At 71.2% G+C, this 16,640-nt stretch carries 13 protein-coding genes; 5 read left to right on the forward strand and 8 right to left on the reverse strand.

Annotation, left to right across the window (positions count from 1 at the left end; genetic code table 11):
- Positions 1 to 18: 18 nt before the first annotated feature.
- The gene (locus tag VT52_RS05275; RefSeq protein WP_046418344.1) at positions 19 to 513 is read right to left on the reverse strand and encodes an LURP-one-related/scramblase family protein; all 495 of its coding nucleotides are present in this window, start codon (positions 511 to 513) and stop codon (positions 19 to 21) included.
- A gap of 153 nt (positions 514 to 666) precedes the next feature.
- On the opposite strand from VT52_RS05275, the gene VT52_RS05280 reads away from it, so the two are divergent.
- Positions 667 to 2,538, forward strand: a complete 1,872-nt coding sequence (locus tag VT52_RS05280) for an NHL domain-containing thioredoxin family protein (protein ID WP_046418345.1) — start codon at positions 667 to 669, stop codon at positions 2,536 to 2,538.
- On the opposite strand, the gene VT52_RS05285 is transcribed toward VT52_RS05280, so the two are convergent.
- The 3 genes from VT52_RS05285 to VT52_RS05295 all read right to left on the reverse strand — a co-directional run bounded on the left by VT52_RS05285 (position 2,526) and on the right by VT52_RS05295 (position 6,236).
- Positions 2,526 to 2,786, reverse strand: a complete 261-nt coding sequence (locus tag VT52_RS05285) for a DUF6458 family protein (protein ID WP_046418347.1) — start codon at positions 2,784 to 2,786, stop codon at positions 2,526 to 2,528. The two genes, VT52_RS05280 and VT52_RS05285, sit on opposite strands and share 13 nt — an antisense overlap.
- Before the next feature lie 150 nt (positions 2,787 to 2,936).
- Positions 2,937 to 4,286: a M18 family aminopeptidase gene (locus tag VT52_RS05290; protein WP_079174852.1), complete on the reverse strand. Its 1,350-nt coding sequence runs from the start codon at positions 4,284 to 4,286 to the stop codon at positions 2,937 to 2,939.
- Between the two features lie 123 nt (positions 4,287 to 4,409).
- Positions 4,410 to 6,236, reverse strand: coding sequence for an acyl-CoA dehydrogenase (locus VT52_RS05295; protein ID WP_046418349.1), 1,827 nt, complete (start codon positions 6,234 to 6,236; stop codon positions 4,410 to 4,412).
- A 195-nt stretch (positions 6,237 to 6,431) separates the two neighbouring features.
- Here VT52_RS05295 and VT52_RS05300 point away from each other — a divergent pair, with 195 nt between their 5' ends.
- From VT52_RS05300 to VT52_RS05310, 3 genes are all read left to right on the forward strand, one after another.
- Positions 6,432 to 6,914 (forward strand): SseB family protein, encoded by a 483-nt coding sequence (locus VT52_RS05300; RefSeq protein ID WP_046418351.1) that lies wholly within the window; start codon positions 6,432 to 6,434, stop codon positions 6,912 to 6,914.
- Positions 6,915 to 7,047: 133 nt separating this feature from the next.
- Positions 7,048 to 8,025: a pirin family protein gene (locus VT52_RS05305; protein WP_046418352.1), complete on the forward strand. Its 978-nt coding sequence runs from the start codon at positions 7,048 to 7,050 to the stop codon at positions 8,023 to 8,025.
- Between the two features lie 206 nt (positions 8,026 to 8,231).
- Positions 8,232 to 9,320, forward strand: coding sequence for an AI-2E family transporter (locus VT52_RS05310; protein ID WP_046418353.1), 1,089 nt, complete (start codon positions 8,232 to 8,234; stop codon positions 9,318 to 9,320).
- Here VT52_RS05310 and VT52_RS05315 read toward each other — a convergent pair.
- A complete protein-coding gene (locus tag VT52_RS05315; RefSeq protein WP_046418355.1) occupies positions 9,248 to 11,410 on the reverse strand; it encodes a SpoIIE family protein phosphatase in 2,163 nt (720 codons plus the stop codon). The genes VT52_RS05310 and VT52_RS05315 overlap by 73 nt on opposite strands.
- Before the next feature lie 214 nt (positions 11,411 to 11,624).
- On the opposite strand from VT52_RS05315, the gene aspS reads away from it, so the two are divergent.
- Positions 11,625 to 13,388 carry an aspartate--tRNA ligase gene (gene aspS / locus VT52_RS05320; protein ID WP_046418356.1) on the forward strand — a complete coding sequence of 588 codons (1,764 nt, stop codon included), beginning with the start codon at positions 11,625 to 11,627 and terminating at the stop codon, positions 13,386 to 13,388.
- Positions 13,389 to 13,447: 59 nt separating this feature from the next.
- On the opposite strand, the gene VT52_RS05325 is transcribed toward aspS, so the two are convergent.
- From VT52_RS05325 to VT52_RS05335, 3 genes are all read right to left on the reverse strand, one after another.
- The gene (locus tag VT52_RS05325) at positions 13,448 to 14,173 is read right to left on the reverse strand and encodes a hypothetical protein (protein WP_046418357.1); all 726 of its coding nucleotides are present in this window, start codon (positions 14,171 to 14,173) and stop codon (positions 13,448 to 13,450) included.
- A gap of 99 nt (positions 14,174 to 14,272) precedes the next feature.
- Positions 14,273 to 15,889: a methionine--tRNA ligase gene (gene metG / locus VT52_RS05330; RefSeq protein WP_046418358.1), complete on the reverse strand. Its 1,617-nt coding sequence runs from the start codon at positions 15,887 to 15,889 to the stop codon at positions 14,273 to 14,275.
- Between the two features lie 98 nt (positions 15,890 to 15,987).
- Positions 15,988 to 16,640 (reverse strand): VWA domain-containing protein (locus VT52_RS05335; RefSeq protein WP_143070834.1); only part of this gene is annotated, 653 nt, incomplete at its 5' end.

Consider the following 16,640-nt stretch of genomic DNA (forward strand, 5'->3'; position numbering starts at 1 on the left):
GGCCCCGCCGACGGCTTGTCAGTCGTCGTCCCGCTCCTTCTCCGCGAGGTGGATCACGCACACCGCGACGGCGATGATCAGCGCCGGCTCCGCGTCCTCGCGTACGACGTCCACGCCGTAGGTCTCCCGCAGGCGCAGCCAGCGCCGGGAGATCACGGCCAGTACCTCGCCGTCGTACTCGACCACGAACTCGCGGTCGAGGATCTTGCCGCTGACGTCCAGTTCGGAGCCGTCGGCCAGCGCGACGCGGTAGTGGTTGCGCAGCAGCGACAGCCGTTTGCGCTTGATGGTGGCCAGGCCCTCGCCGTCCCGTTCGATCACCATCGTGTCGCGCAGCGCGAACATCTTCTGGTGGATGTCGATCAGGACCCGGCCCTGGGCGTCCTTCAGCTCGAAGGTGTCCCGCAGCCGCATGGCCTTGCCGTCGACGAGGAAGACCTTGCTGCCGTGCTCGTCCTCGATCCAATAGTCTTCGCCGATGCCGAGGAGCCGGTCGCGTACCAGGAATCTCATGTCCTGAGCCATTCCCAGGTTCGGCGGATTCATCACGGCGGGGACCGGGCGATTCGCCGTGCGCGGACCGCTCTTCCACAGGCGGCGCGGGCGAGTTGCCCGGGTTGTCCACAGGCCGAGCGGGATGCCGGGGGCCGGTGGCACGCTGGAGCCATGACCGATTCCGCACCACCCCGGCGCCTCCGCGTCCGCGCCCCGAAGCTGGTCGGCAAGGGCGGCTGGCTGAACACGGGCGGCCGCGAGTACACCCTGTCCGACCTGCGCGGCCGCATCGTCGTCCTGGACTTCTGGACCTTCTGCTGCATCAACTGCCTGCACGTCCTTGACGAGCTGCGGGAGCTGGAGCACCGGCACCCTGACACGGTGGTGGTGATCGGCGTGCACTCCCCCAAGTTCGCGCACGAGGCGGAGCACGGCGCGGTCGTGGACGCGGTGGAGCGGTACGGCGTGGCCCACCCGGTGCTGGACGACCCCGAGCTGGCCACCTGGAAGCAGTACGCGGTGCGTGCCTGGCCGACGCTCGTGGTGATCGACCCGGAGGGGTATGTCGTGGCCCAGCACGCGGGCGAGGGGCATGTGCACGCCATCGACCGGCTGGTGACGGAGCTGGAGGCCGAACACGGGGCGACGGGCACGCTCCGCCGCGGCGACGGTCCGTACGTACCACCGGAGCCGGAGCCGACGGCACTGCGCTTCCCGGGCAAGGCCCTGCCACTGCCGTCCGGGAACCTGCTGGTCAGCGACACCACCCGGCATCAGCTGGTGGAGCTGGCGGCGGACGGGGAGACGGTCGTGCGGCGGATCGGCCAGGGCGGCCGGGGGATGACCGACGGCCCGGCGGGCCGCGCCCGGTTCCAGGAACCGCAGGGGGTGGCCCTGCTGCCCGACGGCGGCGTGGTGGTGGCGGACACCGTCAATCACGCCCTGCGCCGTTTCGACCCCGTGACGGGCCGCACCACGACCCTCGCGGGCACCGGGCGCCAGTGGAGGCGGGGGGCCGCCACCTCGGGTCCGGCCCGCGAGGTCGACCTCTCCTCGCCCTGGGACGTCGCCTGGTGGCGGGGCAGGGTGTGGATCGCCATGACGGGTGTCCACCAGCTGTGGACGTACGACCCCGAGGTCGGCACGGTCGCCGTCGCGGCCGGCACCACCGACGAGGGCCTGGTCGACGGTCCCGCCGCCGAGGCGTGGTTCGCCCAGCCCTCCGGGCTCGCGGCCACCGCCGACCGGCTGTGGCTCGCCGACTCCGAGACCAGCGCCCTGCGCTGGGTGGACCCCGCGGGGGTGGTGCACACCGCGGCCGGCACGGGCCTCTTCGACTTCGGGCACCGGGACGGCCCGGCCGGGCAGGCGCTCTTCCAGCACCCGTTGGGCGTCGCCGCGCTGCCGGACGGCTCGATCGCGGTCGCCGACACCTACAACCACGCGCTGCGCCGTTACGACCCGGCGACCGGCGAGGTGACCACGCTCGCCACGGATCTGCGTGAGCCCAGCGACGCGGTGCTCGTCGGCGGGGACCTCCTGGTGGTGGAGTCGGCCCGGCACCGGCTGACCCGGCTGCGGTTGCCGGATGACGTGCTGCGCGTGGGGTCGTCGGCCTCCCGCGTCCGGCGCGCGGCCACCGAGGTCGCCCCCGGCCGGCTGCGGCTGGACGTCGTCTTCCAGGCTCCGCGGGGGCAGAAGCCGGACACCCGGTACGGCCCCTCCACCCGCCTCCTGGTCTCCTCGACCCCGGCCGGGCTGCTGCTCGACGGCGCGGGGGAGGGCACCGGACTGAGCCGCGAGCTGGAGCTCGACGCGGCCGTCCGGGAAGGGGTGCTGCACATATCCGCGATGGCCGCGTCCTGCGACGAGGACCCGGCCGGGGACACCTCCCGGCCGAAGACCGGGGAACAGCATCCGGCCTGCCGCGTCCACCGGCGGGACTGGGGTGTCCCGGTCCGCCTCACCGAGGGCGCGACGGACCGTCTGCCGCTCGTCCTCGCGGGCGCGGACGAGCAGGAGAGCGGGTCTCAGACGCCGTAGCCGTCGGTGTAACCCTCGCCGGTGTGGTGGTGACGGTGGTGGGGTTCCTCCTCCACGATCGGCGTCGTCGGCGGTACGACGACCCGCCGGCGCCGGGCGATACCGCTGAACGTGGCGACGCCGATCAGCCCGACGGCCATCAGGATCAGGCCGACGACCGTGAGATTGACGCCGTGCATGTGCCAGTCGGTCGCGAACGTGAGGATGGCCCCCACGGCGATGAGGATGATGCATCCGCCGAGCCCCATGAGGCTTCGCCTCCCCTTTCGGTTCCGGAATCTCCGGTGCCGTCCGGGTACCCGGCGCGGCCCCGGGTAGCCCTGCGCGCGGCGGTCTTCCGAAAACCTTTCCTCCGAAGGGCCGTTCGCGAGCGGCCCTTCGGAGGAACCCGCCGCCGACTAGCCCTCCAGGAAGGCCGTCAGGGCGTTGGCGAGGAGGAACGGGTCGTCGGCGCCGCACAGTTCGCGGGCGCTGTGCATGGAGAGGATCGCCACGCCGATGTCGACCGTGCGGATGCCGTGCCGGGCCGCGGTGATCGGGCCGATGGTGGTGCCGCAGGGCATGGAGTTGTTGGAGACGAACGACTGGAAGGGGACACCGGCCCGCTCGCAGGCGGCGGCGAACACCGCGCGGCCGGAACCGTCCGTGGCGTAGCGGTTGTTGACGTTCACCTTGAGGATCGGGCCGCCGTTGACGCGCGGGTGGTGCGTCGGGTCGTGCCGCTCCGCGTAGTTGGGGTGCACGGCGTGACCGGTGTCGGAGGAGAGGCACACGGTGCCGGCGAAGGCGCGGGCGCGGTCCTCGTAGGTGCCGCCGCGGGCGAACACCGAGCGCTCCAGGACGGAGCCGAGCAGCGGGCCGTCCGCGCCGGTGTCGGACTGCGAGCCGTTCTCCTCGTGGTCGAAGGCGGCCAGTACCGGGATGCGGGTGAGCGGGGCGCCCGAGGTCGCGGCCGCGGCCAGCGCGGCGGCGCCCGCGTGCACGGACAGCAGGTTGTCCATCCGCGGCCCGGCGACCAGTTCGCGGTCCCGGCCGAGGTAGGCCGGTGCCTCCACCGGGTACGTCATCAGGTCCCAGCCGGCCACCGAGTGCGCGTCCAGGCCGGCCTCCTGCTCCAGGAAGGAGATCAGGTCGCCGTCGAGCACCTCGTCGCCGAGGCCCCACACCGGCTGGAGGTGGCGCTGCTTGTCCAGCTTGAGGCCCTCGCTGCTGACCGAGCGGTCCAGGTGGATGGCGAGCTGCGGCACCCGCAGCAGCGGCCGGTCCACGTCGACCAGGACGGTGGAGCCGTCGCGCAGGGTCAGCCGGCCGGCCAGGCCCAGGTCGCGGTCCAGCCAGGAGTTCATCAGCGGGCCGCCGTAGATCTCCACGGCGACCTGCCGCCAGCCGTGCGCGCCGCTGTCCGGGCGTGGCTTGATCCGCAGGTTGGGGGAGTCGGTGTGCGCGCCGATGATGTGGAACGGCGTGTGCGGCTCGGCGCCCTCGGGGACGTACCAGGCGATGATCGCGCCGCCGCGCAGCACGTACCGGCCGCCGCTCGTGCCGTCCCAGGCGTCCGTCTCGGCGACCTGCCTGAAGCCGGCCTTCTCCAGTCGCTCGGCGACGTTCGCCACCGCGTGGTACGGCGACGGGCTGGCCGCCAGGAAGGACATCAGGTCGTCGGTGTGACCGCGGTCGAAGGTGAGAGGTGCGCGCGCAGCGCTCGCTGGTGGGGTGACGGCGGGCGACGGGCGGGATGGTGCGCTCATGGGATTCACCTTAACGACGGGCACGGGCCCGCTCCCGGTAAGGGGAGCGGGCCCGTGCGCGGAAACGACGGGGTCGTCCGGAACGTCCGGAACCGGCGTCGCGGACGGACGCCGTTCCGTGTGCTAGAACGCGGCCTCGTCCAGCTCCATCAGGTCCAGCTCGATGCCCGTGGAGAGCTTGCGGGCCAGGGTGACGCCCGGCAGGACGTTCGCGGCGAAGAACTTCGCCGCGGCGATCTTGCCGGTGTAGAACGCCTTGTCCTTGGCGGAGGCCGTGGCGAGCTTCTCGGCGGCGACGGCGGCACCCTTGAGCAGCAGGTAGCCGACGATGACGTCGCCGGAGGCGAGCAGCAGGCGGGTGGAGTTCAGGCCGACCTTGTAGATGTTCTTGGCGTCGTCCTGGGTGGCGGCGAGGTCGGTCAGCATCAGGCCGACGATGGCCTCCAGCTCCACGGCGGCCTTGGCCAGGTGCTCGCGGGCGCCGGACAGCTCCTCGCCGCCGGTGCCGAGCGCCAGGAACTTCTTGATGTCCTCGGCGAGCGAGTTCAGCGCGGCGCCCTGGTTGCGGACGATCTTGCGGAAGAAGAAGTCCTGGCCCTGGATCGCGGTGGTGCCCTCGTAGAGGGTGTCGATCTTGGAGTCCCGGATGTACTGCTCGATCGGGTACTCCTGGAGGAAGCCGGAGCCGCCGAAGGTCTGCAGCGACTGGGCCAGCTGCTCGTAGGCCTTCTCGGAGCCGTAGCCCTTGACGACCGGCAGCAGCAGGTCGTTGAGGGCGTGGTCGGCGGAGGCGTCCTCGCCGTTCGCCTCCTTGACCTGGATCGCGTCCTGGACCGAGGCGGTGTACATCACCAGGGCGCGCATGCCCTCGGCGTACGCCTTCTGCGTCATCAGCGAGCGGCGCACGTCGGGGTGGTGGGTGACGGTGACCTTGGGTGCGGCCTTGTCCATGAAGTTGGCCAGGTCCGGACCCTGGACACGCTCCTTGGCGTACTCCAGGGCGTTCAGGTAGCCGGTGGACAGCGTGGAGATCGCCTTCGTGCCGACCATCATGCGGGCGAACTCGATGATGCGGAACATCTGGCGGATGCCGTCGTGCTTGTCGCCGATCAGCCAGCCCTTGGCGGGGTGGCGGTCGCCGAAGGTCATCTCGCACGTGTTGGAGGCCTTCAGGCCCATCTTGTGCTCGACGTTGGTGGCGTAGACGCCGTTGCGCTCGCCCAGCTCGCCGGTCTCGAAGTCGAACTCGTACTTCGGCACGAGGAAGAGGGACAGACCCTTGGTGCCGGGGCCGGCGCCCTCGGGACGCGCGAGCACGTAGTGGAGGATGTTCTCCGACATGTCGTGCTCACCCGAGGTGATGAAGCGCTTCACGCCCTCGATGTGCCAGGAGCCGTCCTCCTGCTGGACCGCCTTGGTGCGGCCGGCGCCCACGTCGGAACCCGCGTCGGGCTCGGTGAGCACCATCGTGGAGCCCCACTGCTTCTCCACGGCGATCGAGGCGATGTGCTTCTGGACCTCGTTGCCCTCCTCGAAGAGGATGCCGGCGAACGCCGGGCCGGAGGAGTACATCCACACGGCCGGGTTGGCGCCCAGGATCAGCTCGGCGTAGGCCCAGATCAGGGAGCGCGGCGAGGTGGTGCCGCCGATCTCCTCGGGCAGGCCGAGACGCCAGTACTCGGAGTCCATGAAGGCCTGGTAGCTCTTCTTGAAGGAGGCCGGGACCGGCGCCGTGTTGGTCTCCGGGTCGAAGACCGGCGGGTTGCGGTCGGCGTCGGCGAAGGACTCGGCCAGCTCGTTCTCCGAGAGGCGGGTCATCTCCTCCAGGATGCTCTTGGCGGTCTCGACGTCCATCTCCTCGAACGGGCCGGTGCCGTACACCTTGTCGCGCCCGAGTACTTCGAAGAGGTTGAACTCGATGTCGCGGAGATTCGACTTGTAGTGCCCCATGGCGACGGCTCCGTTGAGGGATCGGCGAGGCACTGACTCCTCGCATCTGTTTCACGTACCAATAAGTAGCTACGATGATGCTACCCGCCGGTAATAAGACGCAACCCCAGTCCGGCCAAGTGTGAGAAGGGTCTACTCCTGTGGGCCTTCCGGGTCCATCCCTGCGGCGGACCGGATCTCGGTACGCTTGCGCCCATGTACGGATACGGCCAGCCCATGGACGGCGGCGCCGCGCAGCAGCAGTACACGTCGGGGCAGCAGCAGATGGCGGGCGGGGCCGGCGGGTACGGCCAGCAGCCGCCGCTCTATCCGGAGCCGTCCCCGCCCTCGCTCGCGGACGCGGTGCGCGCGTTCACCACCGGACAGATGTCCCCCGAGGACTTCCAGCAGACCTTCGCGACGTCGAAGGTGTACTGCCCGCGCGGTGACACCCCCGGCTTCCTCGCCCTGCACAACACCCAGCAGCCGGTGATCCCGATGTTCACCTCGCTCAAGGAGCTGCGGCGGTACGCGGGCAAGGAGTCGAAGTACTTCGTGATCACCGGTGCCGAGGTGATCGACCTGCTGCCGACCGGCTACGGCTTCGTCCTGGACATGGAGGGCGAGCACCGGATGGTGTTCGACGCGAAGGCCGTCGAGCAGATGGTCGATTTCGCGATGCGCCGGATGTACGGCTGAGCGGACGTCCGGCCGATCGGCCGGGACTCGTCGACGCGCGGGCCCGGAGGGAATTCCCTCCGGGCCCGCTCTGTTGTGGGTGGCAAGAAGTTCAACGCTCAACTAAAGTGAGCGTACGAAGGAGGTAGCCACCATGCCTGCAGTGACCGTCGAGAACCCGTTGACGCTGCCCCGTGTGACCGCTCCCGCCGATGCCGTGGCGCGCAAGGTGCTCACCGTCACCACCGCGCCGAGCGGGTACGAGGGCGAGGGCTTCCCCGTGCGCCGGGCGTTCGCGGGGATCAATTACCGCCATCTCGACCCGTTCATCATGATGGATCAGATGGGCGAGGTGGAGTACGCGCCGGGCGAGCCCAAGGGCACCCCCTGGCACCCGCACCGCGGCTTCGAGACCGTCACCTACATCATCGACGGGATCTTTGACCACCAGGACAGCCAGGGCGGTGGCGGCACCATCACCGACGGCGACACCCAGTGGATGACGGCGGGCGCCGGGCTGCTGCACATCGAGGCGCCGCCGGAGCACCTCGTCGTCTCGGGCGGGCTCTTCCACGGGCTCCAGCTGTGGGTGAACCTCCCCGCCGAGGACAAGATGATGGCCCCGCGCTACCAGGACATCCGGGCCGGCAGCGTCCAGCTGCTCACCTCGCCGGACGGCGGCGCGCTGCTCCGGGTGATCGCCGGTGAGCTGGACGGCCACACGGGTCCCGGTATCACGCACACCCCGATCACCATGGTCCACGCGACGCTCGCGCCCGGCGCGGAGATCACGCTGCCCTGGCGGGAGGACTTCAACGGCCTGGCGTACGTGCTGGCGGGCCGCGGCAGCGTCGGCGCCGAGCGCCGTCCCGTGCACACGGGCCAGACGGCCGTCTTCGGCACCGGGTCCTCGCTGACCGTGCGCGCGGACGAGCGGCAGGACGGCAACACGCCGGACCTGGAGGTCGTGCTCCTCGGCGGCCGGCCGATCCGGGAGCCGATGGCCCACTACGGCCCCTTCGTGATGAACACCAAGGACGAACTGATGCAGGCCTTCGAGGACTTCCAGAAGGGCCGCCTCGGCACCGTCCCGGCCGTGCACGGAATGACGGACGAGGGCCCGGGGGCCTGACGGTCCGACGCCCTCCGGGGGACGGGGTGCTCCGCCGGCCGACGAGGCCCGGAGGGGCGCCCCGTCGGCGGAACAAGCCCGTAGGGGCGGTCTTCCGGCCGGCCGGGCACCGGGGCGGGCGGCGCGCCCGCCGGGTCCGGGCGCGGCTCACCCGCCCGGACCCGCGGGGCGAGACACCCGGTGGCCGGCGTGATCCGCTGGGGGACGTGCATCTGTTGCCCGAGCCCGTTCGGCGGCTTGCCGCGTGGTGCGCCGTGCTGCTGCTGGTCGCCGGGGTCGGGTGGGTCGCGGTGCGGCTGTGCGGGGAACTGCGTACGGCCGTCACCGCGGTCCTGCTCGCGCTCCTCGGCACCGCCCTGCTCGCCCCGCTGCACCGGCGCCTGGTGCGGGCCGGCGTGCAGCGCTCGTTGTCGGCCGGGCTGACCTGCGTCGCCGTCGTGGCCGTCGTCGGGGGTGCCGTCTACATCGTCGTCGCCGCCCTCGTCGACAGCGGCGACGAGATCATGGCCTCCCTGCGCAACGCCGCCAAGAGCGTCTCCCGGCACTTCGGGGCCGCCGGAACCGGCCTGGCGGACCTCACCACCAACTCCGGGGAACTGCTGCGCCGTTTCGGGGGCACGGCCGCGTCGAACGTCATCAGCGGGGTGAGCGTCGTCGGCGAGAGCATCGCGCTGGCCGTCCTCGCCCTCGTCCTGGTCTTCTTCTTCCTGCGCGACTCCCACCTCGTGGCGGGCACCCTGCGGTCCCTCGCGCCCCGGGGCACCGGCGACACCCTCGAAGCCGTCGCCCGGCGCGCCTACCGGGCCGTCGAGGGCTTCATGCGCGGCACCACCCTGATCGCCCTGATCGACGCCGTGTGCATCACCGTCGGCCTGCTCGTCCTCCGGGTGCCCGGCGCCCTCGGGCTCGGCGCGCTGGTCTTCGTCGGCGCCTACATCCCCTATCTCGGCGCGTTCATCTCCGGCGCGGTCGCGGTGCTCGTCGCCCTCGCCGACCGGGGCTTCGTGATCGCGCTGTGGGCGCTCGGGGTGGTGCTCGCCGTGCAGGTGCTGGAGGGGCATGTGCTCCAGCCCGTGATCCAGAGCCGTACCGTGCAGATGCACCCCGCGGTGGTCATGGTCACCATCACGGCCGGCGCCTCCGTGGCGGGCATCCTCGGCATGCTCCTGGCCGTCCCGCTGACCGCGGCCGCCTCCGGCGTCGTGCAGGAATTGCGCGCCCGCTACGCGCCCCCCGCGCCGTCGGGCACGGCCCCGCCGGGCCCACCGTCACCCGGCTCCCCCGACCGCTCGTAGAGCTCGAACCAGATGCTCTTGCCCTCGCCCCGCGGATCCACCCCCCATGCCTGCGCCAGTATCCCGATCAGCAGCAGTCCGCGCCCGGAGGACGCCAGTTCGCCGGGCCGGCGCTTGTGCGGCAGGTCGTCGCCGCTGTCGAAGACCTCGACCCGCAGCCGGCGCCGCCCGGTCTCCTCGACGACCTCGACCAGCAGCAGCGCGTCCGCGTCGGTGTGCACCAGGACGTTGGTGACCATCTCGGAGACCAGCAGCTCCGCCGAGTCGACCTGGTCGCGGGAGGCCCAGTCGTGCAGCAGGTCGCGCACGTTCCGGCGGGCCACGGCGATCCGCTCGGGCTCGTCCTGGCCCACCGACAGCAGCATGCGCCGCACCCAGGGCCGTGCCGTCGTCGTGGTGTCGCGTCCGCCCGGCCCGGGGCGGCACAGCAGCAACAGCGCGATGTCGTCCTCGCGCCGGTCGGCCAGCGGTCCCGTCGTGTGGTGCGAGGACGGCCCGTGCACGCCCTGCACCAGCGCGTCGGCCAGCGCCTCCAGGTCGCCCTCGTGGCCCTCCAGGATCGTGCGCAGCCGCAGCCAGCCGCTGTCCAGGTCGTGCCCGCCGGTCTCGATCAGCCCGTCGGTGCACAGCATCAGCGTCTCGCCGGGCTGGAGCGCGAACCGGGTCGTCGGATAGTCCGCGTCCGGGTCGATGCCCAGCGGCAGCCCACCCGCCGTCGGCCGCAGCATCACCGTGCCGTCGGCCATCCGGATCACCGGGTCCGGATGGCCCGCGCGGGCGATCTCCAGCCGCCCGCCCACCGGATCGACCGCCACGTACAGGCAGGTCGCGAACCGGGGGTCGGAGATCTCCTCGTCGTGGGTGACCCCGTGCAGGAAGCGGGAGGCGCGCGAGAGCACGGCGTCCGGGCGGTGCCCCTCGGCGGCGTAGGCGCGCAGCGCGATCCGCAGCTGTCCCATCAGCCCGGCCGCCCGCACATCGTGTCCCTGCACATCGCCGATGACCAGCGCGAACCGGCCGGCGGGCAGCGGGATCATGTCGTACCAGTCGCCGCCCACCTGGAGTCCGCCGCCGGTCGGGATGTACCGGGCGGCGATCCGCACCCCCGGGACCTCCGGGCCCAGCGAGGGCAGCATGGAGCGCTGGAGCCCCTCCGTCAGCTCCCGCTCCGACTCGGCGGTCTCCGCCCGGGACAGGGCCTGCGCCAGCATCCGGGCCACCGTCGTCAGCACCGCCCGCTCGTCCGGGGAGAAGCCCACCGGATAGGCGAAGCCCGCCATCCAGGCACCCATCGTGCGCCCGCCCACGGTCAGCGGCAGGAACGCCCACGAACTGCGCCCGAAGGGCCGGGCCAGCGGCCAGGTCACCGGATAGCGGTCCCGGTACTCCTCCGGCGAGGAGAGGTACACCGCCCGCCCGGTGCGCACCACCTCGGCCGCCGGATACTCCAGCCCCAGCGGCATGCTGGTGAAGGGGTGCATCTCGTCGGACTGGTGCCCGTGGTGGCCGATCATCGTCAGCCGGTCGCCCTCCACCCCGAACACCACCAGGCCGTTCGGCGAGAACCCCGGCATCGACAGGCCCGCCGCGACCCGCAGCACCTCCGCCGTGGACCGCGCCTCGGCCAGTGCCCGGCCCGCGTCCAGCAGGAAGGCCTCCCGCGAGCGTCGCCAGGGGCCCGTGACCGCGGTGCGGCCGCCCGCCAGGTCCGGGCCCGGCTCCGCGACCTCCTGGAGGGTGCCAGTCAGTACGTAGGCGCGCCGCTCGGCGTCGTACGACGGCTTCGAACGGCTGCGTACGACGCGCAGGACCGTGCCCTCCTCGTCCATGATCCGCACCCGTACCTCGGCGAGCGTGCCCTCGGCGACCGCGAGCTGCACCACCGTGGTGATCTCGTTCCAGTCGGCCGGATGCAGCCGGGCCCGGGTCTGGGCCTCGGTGAGGGTGGCCGGCGCCGCGGGCAGCCCGAGCAGCCGCGCCGCCTCCGCGTCCACGGTGACCAGCTTGTCCGCCGTGTCCCAGTGCCACAGCCCGGTCGCGAGGGCGGCGAGGACGTCCCCGACGGCCGGGAGCGGCTCACCTGTACACATTGCCCCAATTTAAGAAGATGGGCTCGATACGTGCCACCGTAGGACCGCTGGAGGGCCGTGGGCGGACCCCGGGCGGACCGGCGGGGCGTTTCGGCGGGCCGGGAATCATGGGGAGCCGATCTTGGGGTGGCCGGTACCCTTGGTTCAGTTGGGGGCGGCTACCCCGGCGATCACCGCGAAGACCATCTCAATCCGCGAAGGACGATGAACGACGATGCATCGGTACAGGTCCCACACCTGCGGCCAGCTCCGCGCCTCTGACGTCGGCACCGACGTCCGGCTCAGTGGCTGGCTGCACAATCGGCGCGACCTGGGCGGCATCCTCTTCATCGACCTGCGCGACCACTACGGCATCACGCAGTTGGTCGCCCGCCCCGGCACCCCCGCCTACGAGGCCCTGGACAAGCTCTCCAAGGAGTCCACGGTCCGCGTCGACGGCTCCGTTGTTTCACGTGGAACCGAGAACGTGAACCCGGACCTGCCGACCGGCGAGATCGAGGTCGAGGTGACCGAGGTCGAGCTGCTCGGCGCGGCCCAGCCCCTCCCCTTCACCATCAACGCCGAGGACGGGGTGAACGAGGAGCGGCGCCTGGAGTACCGCTTCCTCGACCTGCGCCGCGAGCGCATGCACCGCAACATCATGCTGCGTACGGCGGTCATCTCGGCGATCCGCCACAAGATGACCGCGCTCGGCTTCAACGAGATGGCGACGCCGATCCTGTCCGCGACCTCCCCCGAGGGCGCCCGCGACTTCGTCGTCCCCTCCCGCCTGAACCCCGGCAAGTTCTACGCCCTGCCGCAGGCCCCGCAGCAGTTCAAGCAGCTGCTGATGATCTCCGGCTTCGACCGCTACTTCCAGATCGCGCCCTGCTTCCGCGACGAGGACGCCCGTGCCGACCGTTCGCCGGGCGAGTTCTACCAGCTCGACGTCGAGATGAGCTTCGTCGAGCAGGAGGACGTCTTCCAGCCGATCGAGCGGCTGATGACGGAGCTCTTCGAGGAGTTCGGCGGCGGCCGCCATGTCACGTCCCCCTTCCCGCGGATCCCGTTCCGCGAGGCGATGCTGAAGTACGGCTCCGACAAGCCGGACCTGCGCGCCAAGCTGGAACTGGTGGACATCACCGATGTCTTCGAGGGCTCGGAGTTCAAGGCGTTCGCGGGCAAGCACGTGCGTGCGCTGCCGGTGCCGGCGGTCCAGGACCAGCCGCGCAAGTTCTTCGACCAGCTCGGCGACTTCGCGGTCACGCTGGGCGCCAAGGGCCTGGCCTGGGTTCGTGTCGGCGAGGACGGCGCGCTGACCGGCCCGATCGCGAAGTTCCTCACCGAGGAGAACGTCGCCGAGCTGACCAAGCGCCTCTCGCTGGCCCCCGGCCACGCGATCTTCTTCGGCGCGGGTGAGTACGACGAGGTCTCCAAGATCATGGGCGCGGTCCGCGTCGAGGCCGCCAAGCGTGCCGGCCAGTTCGAGGAGAACGTCTTCCGGTTCTGCTGGATCGTCGACTTCCCGATGTACGAGAAGGACGAGGAGACCGGCTCGATCGACTTCTCGCACAACCCCTTCTCGATGCCGCAGGGCGGTCTTGAGGCCCTGGAGACCCAGGACCCACTGGACATCCTGGGCTGGCAGTACGACATCGTCTGCAACGGTGTCGAGCTGTCCTCCGGCGCGATCCGGAACCACGAGCCGGACATCATGCTGAAGGCGTTCGAGATCGCGGGCTACGACCGTGAGACCGTCGAGGAGAAGTTCGCGGGCATGCTCCGCGCGTTCCGCTTCGGCGCCCCGCCGCACGGCGGTATCGCCCCCGGCGTGGACCGCATCGTCATGCTCCTCGCGGACGAGCCCAGCATCCGCGAGACGATCGCCTTCCCGCTCAACGGCAACGCCCAGGACCTGATGATGGGCGCCCCGACCGAGCTGGACGAGTCCCGCCTGCGGGAGCTGCACCTGAACATCAGGAAGCCGCAGCCGAAGTAGTACGGCGGGCCGTTGCCGCCGGGACGCCCGGAGCCCCTCGGGTTCCGGGCGTCCTCGCGTCACGGGCCGCCTTCCGGCCCGCTCCCTTCCTGGTCCTCTCCGTCCTCCTGGTCCTCCTCGTCCGGTGCGGCCCCGTCCTCCAGCAGCCGCTCGGCGATGTCGTCCGACCAGTGCTGGGCCCAGGCCCGCAGTCCGGCGATCTCCGCCTCTTCGAGGCCGTACCGGGTGAACTGGGTGTCGGGGTAGAAGTCGGTGCCGGTCAGCCGGGACTGGAGGGTCGGCAGGTCGAAGGCGTCGTCGATGTGCCGGCGGCCCAGTTCCTCCAGGTCGGGCAGCGAGAACCGGGCGGCCGCGGCCCGCGCGTCGATCAGGTCGACGGCCGCGCCCCGGTCGTAGAGCGCACGGATCTTCGTACCGACGGCGTCCGCCAGGCACAGGGCGGGCCCGTACCCGGTGAGGTCCGGCGGCCCCCACAGGCTCTCCTTGTGCAGGGCGAGGACGCAGGGCTCACCGGTCGGCGGGTCGGTGACGGCCAGTCGCGCGGTGCGCGCGGTCGCCGCGTCGGCCCGGACGGTACGACCCCTCGCCTCCAGCGCGGCCACGACCGCGGCGGCGATGCGCGCCATGTCCTCGGCGCTCTCGGTCGCGAGGTCGACGTCCGTGTGCGGACGCCGGACGACTCCGTGCGCCTCCAGCGCGTATCCGCCGGCGAGGACCAGACCATGCGGTCCACCCGCCGTGACGGCATCCGCGATCAGCCGCCGGTGGGGTTCGGGAAGGTTCACGTGATCCGCACTCTGCCAGGGGGAACGGGGCGGTGGATACGGGCAGGGCCCGGAAGCCATGATGGCGTCCCGGGCCCTGGTGTGTCGTACGAGCGCGACTCAGGCGGTCGGCTTCTCCTCCAGGCGGGGGAAGAGCACCGCGCCCTTGGTGACGGTGGAGCCGGCCGGGAGCCTGCCCCAGTCGCCGGCGTCCTGGACCCGCTGCTCGGCGAGCGCGCCCAGGGTGTCTTCGGCGCCCAGGGAGTCCCACAGCTTCTGCGAGGTCTCCGGCATCACCGGGTTGAGCAGGACGGCGACCGCGCGCAGCGACTCGGCGGCGGTGTAGAGGATGGTCGCGAGGCGGGCCCGGCCCTCCTCGGAGTCGTCCTTGGCCACCTTCCACGGCTCCTGCTCCGTGATGTAGCCGTTGACCTGCTTGACGAAGTCGAAGACGGCCAGGATGCCGCCCTGGAAGTCCAGTTCCTCGCCGATCTTCCGGTCGGCCTCGGCGACCGCCTTGGCCAGACCCTCGTGGACCGCCGTCTCCGCGGGGCCGTCGGCCGTGGCGGCGGGCAGGGCGCCGCCGAAGTACTTGCCGACCATGGCGGCCACGCGGGAGGCGAGGTTGCCGTAGTCGTTGGCCAGCTCGCTGGTGTAGCGGGCGGAGAAGTCCTCCCAGGAGAACGAGCCGTCCTGGCCGAAGGCGATGGCGCGCAGGAAGTACCAGCGGTAGGCGTCGACGCCGAAGTGCTCGGTGAGGTCCTGCGGCTTGATGCCGGTCAGGTTGGACTTCGACATCTTCTCGCCGCCGACCATCAGCCAGCCGTTCGCGGCGATCTTGCTGGGCAGGGGCAGGCCCTGGGCCATCAGCATGGCCGGCCAGATCACCGCGTGGAAGCGGAGGATGTCCTTGCCGACGAGGTGGACGTCGGCAGGGAAGGTCTCCTCGAACTTCTCCTGGTTCTCGTTGTAGCCGACCGCCGTGGCGTAGTTCAGCAGGGCGTCGACCCACACGTAGATCACGTGCTTGTCGTCCCAGGGGATCGGGATGCCCCAGTCGAACGTCGAGCGGGAGATGGAGAGGTCCTGGAGTCCCTGGCGGACGAAGTTCACGACCTCGTTGCGCGCGGACTCGGGCTGGATGAAGCCCGGCTCGGCCTCGTAGAGGGCGAGGAGCTTGTCGCCGTACTCGCTGAGGCGGAAGAAGTAGTTCTCCTCGCTGAGGATCTCCACGGGCCGCTTGTGGATGGGGCACAGCTTCTGGCCCGCGTACTCGCCCTCGCCGTCGAGGAGCTCTCCGGGGAGCTTGTACTCCTCGCAGCCGACGCAGTACGGGCCCTCGTAGCCGCCCTTGTAGATCTCGCCCTTGTCGTACAGGTCCTGCACGAATTCCTGGACGCGGTCCGTGTGCCGCTGCTGGGTGGTGCGGATGAAGTCGTCGTTCGCGATCTCCAGGTGCTCCCAGAGCGGCTGCCAGGCCTCGGTGACGAGCTTGTCCGCCCACTGCTGGGGCGTCACCCCGTTCGCCTCGGCCGTGCGCATGATCTTCTGACCGTGCTCGTCCGTGCCGGTGAGGTACCACACCTTCTCGCCGCGCTGGCGGTGCCAGCGGGTGAGCACGTCGCCTGCGACGGTCGTATAGGCGTGGCCCAGGTGAGGAGCGTCGTTGACGTAGTAGATGGGCGTGGAGACGTAGTACGCCTTCCCCGCCTGCTTCTCGGATCCAGTGGCCGCCATAAGGCGAAATCCTACTGGTCCCGCGGAGATGGGCTCACACGCGTTTCGGGGGGTGGACGCGGTCGTCCACCCCCCGGGCGCTCCGTTCTCCTACGGCCTCACGGGCGCCAGGTGGCGAGGACGCCCTCGTAGAGCTCCGTGTCCGTCAGTTCGCGGGGGGTCGGGCCCGCGTGGAAGAAGGCGGTGTTCGGGGTCTTCAGCTTGCGGAGGTAGTCGAAGGCCTTGTTGTCCGGCTCACCGAACGCCACGAAGGAGAAGAAGACCGTGGGGTGGGTCTTCGCGGCGGCGGTCAGGGCCTGGGTCGCGGGGGTCTTGGCGTCCGGGGCGCCGTCGGTCTGGAAGACGACGAGGACGGGGGTGCCGGGGGCGACGTTCGCGTCGTAGTGGGCGAGTACGGCTTCCACGGCGGCGTGGTAGCTGGTACGGCCCATACGGCCCAGGCCCGCGTGGGTGTCGTCGATCCTCGTCGCGTGGTCCGGGGCGAGGGTGAGGTCGGTGGTGCCGTCCACCTCGGTGGAGAAGAAGACGGTGTGCACCGCGGCCTCGGGGTCCAGGTGCGCGGCGAGGGCGAGGGTCTGGTCGGCGAGGGCCTGGGCGGAGCCGTCCTTGTAGTAGGCGCGCATGCTCGCGGAGCGGTCCAGCACGAGGTAGAGCTTCGCCCGGGTGCCGGTGAGGTCCGTCTTCGCGAGGGGGGCGGTGGCGGCGGTGTAGGCCGTGGCGAGGGCGGGGGCGGATTCCTTGAGGGCGGGGA

The sequence above is a fragment of the Streptomyces malaysiense genome, from assembly GCF_000980885.2.
Taxonomy (GTDB): Bacteria; Actinomycetota; Actinomycetes; order Streptomycetales; family Streptomycetaceae; genus Streptomyces; species Streptomyces malaysiense.

Coding starts and splice junctions, on each gene's coding strand:
- VT52_RS05275 (WP_046418344.1), bottom strand. CDS start 513: ATGAGATTCCTGGTACGCGACCGGCTCCTCGGCATCGGCGAAGACTAT.
- VT52_RS05280 (WP_046418345.1), top strand. CDS start 667: ATGACCGATTCCGCACCACCCCGGCGCCTCCGCGTCCGCGCCCCGAAG.
- VT52_RS05285 (WP_046418347.1), bottom strand. CDS start 2,786: ATGGGGCTCGGCGGATGCATCATCCTCATCGCCGTGGGGGCCATCCTC.
- VT52_RS05290 (WP_079174852.1), bottom strand. CDS start 4,286: ATGAGCGCACCATCCCGCCCGTCGCCCGCCGTCACCCCACCAGCGAGC.
- VT52_RS05295 (WP_046418349.1), bottom strand. CDS start 6,236: ATGGGGCACTACAAGTCGAATCTCCGCGACATCGAGTTCAACCTCTTC.
- VT52_RS05300 (WP_046418351.1), top strand. CDS start 6,432: ATGTACGGATACGGCCAGCCCATGGACGGCGGCGCCGCGCAGCAGCAG.
- VT52_RS05305 (WP_046418352.1), top strand. CDS start 7,048: ATGCCTGCAGTGACCGTCGAGAACCCGTTGACGCTGCCCCGTGTGACC.
- VT52_RS05315 (WP_046418355.1), bottom strand. CDS start 11,410: ATGTGTACAGGTGAGCCGCTCCCGGCCGTCGGGGACGTCCTCGCCGCC.
- aspS (WP_046418356.1), top strand. CDS start 11,625: ATGCATCGGTACAGGTCCCACACCTGCGGCCAGCTCCGCGCCTCTGAC.
- metG (WP_046418358.1), bottom strand. CDS start 15,889: ATGGCGGCCACTGGATCCGAGAAGCAGGCGGGGAAGGCGTACTACGTC.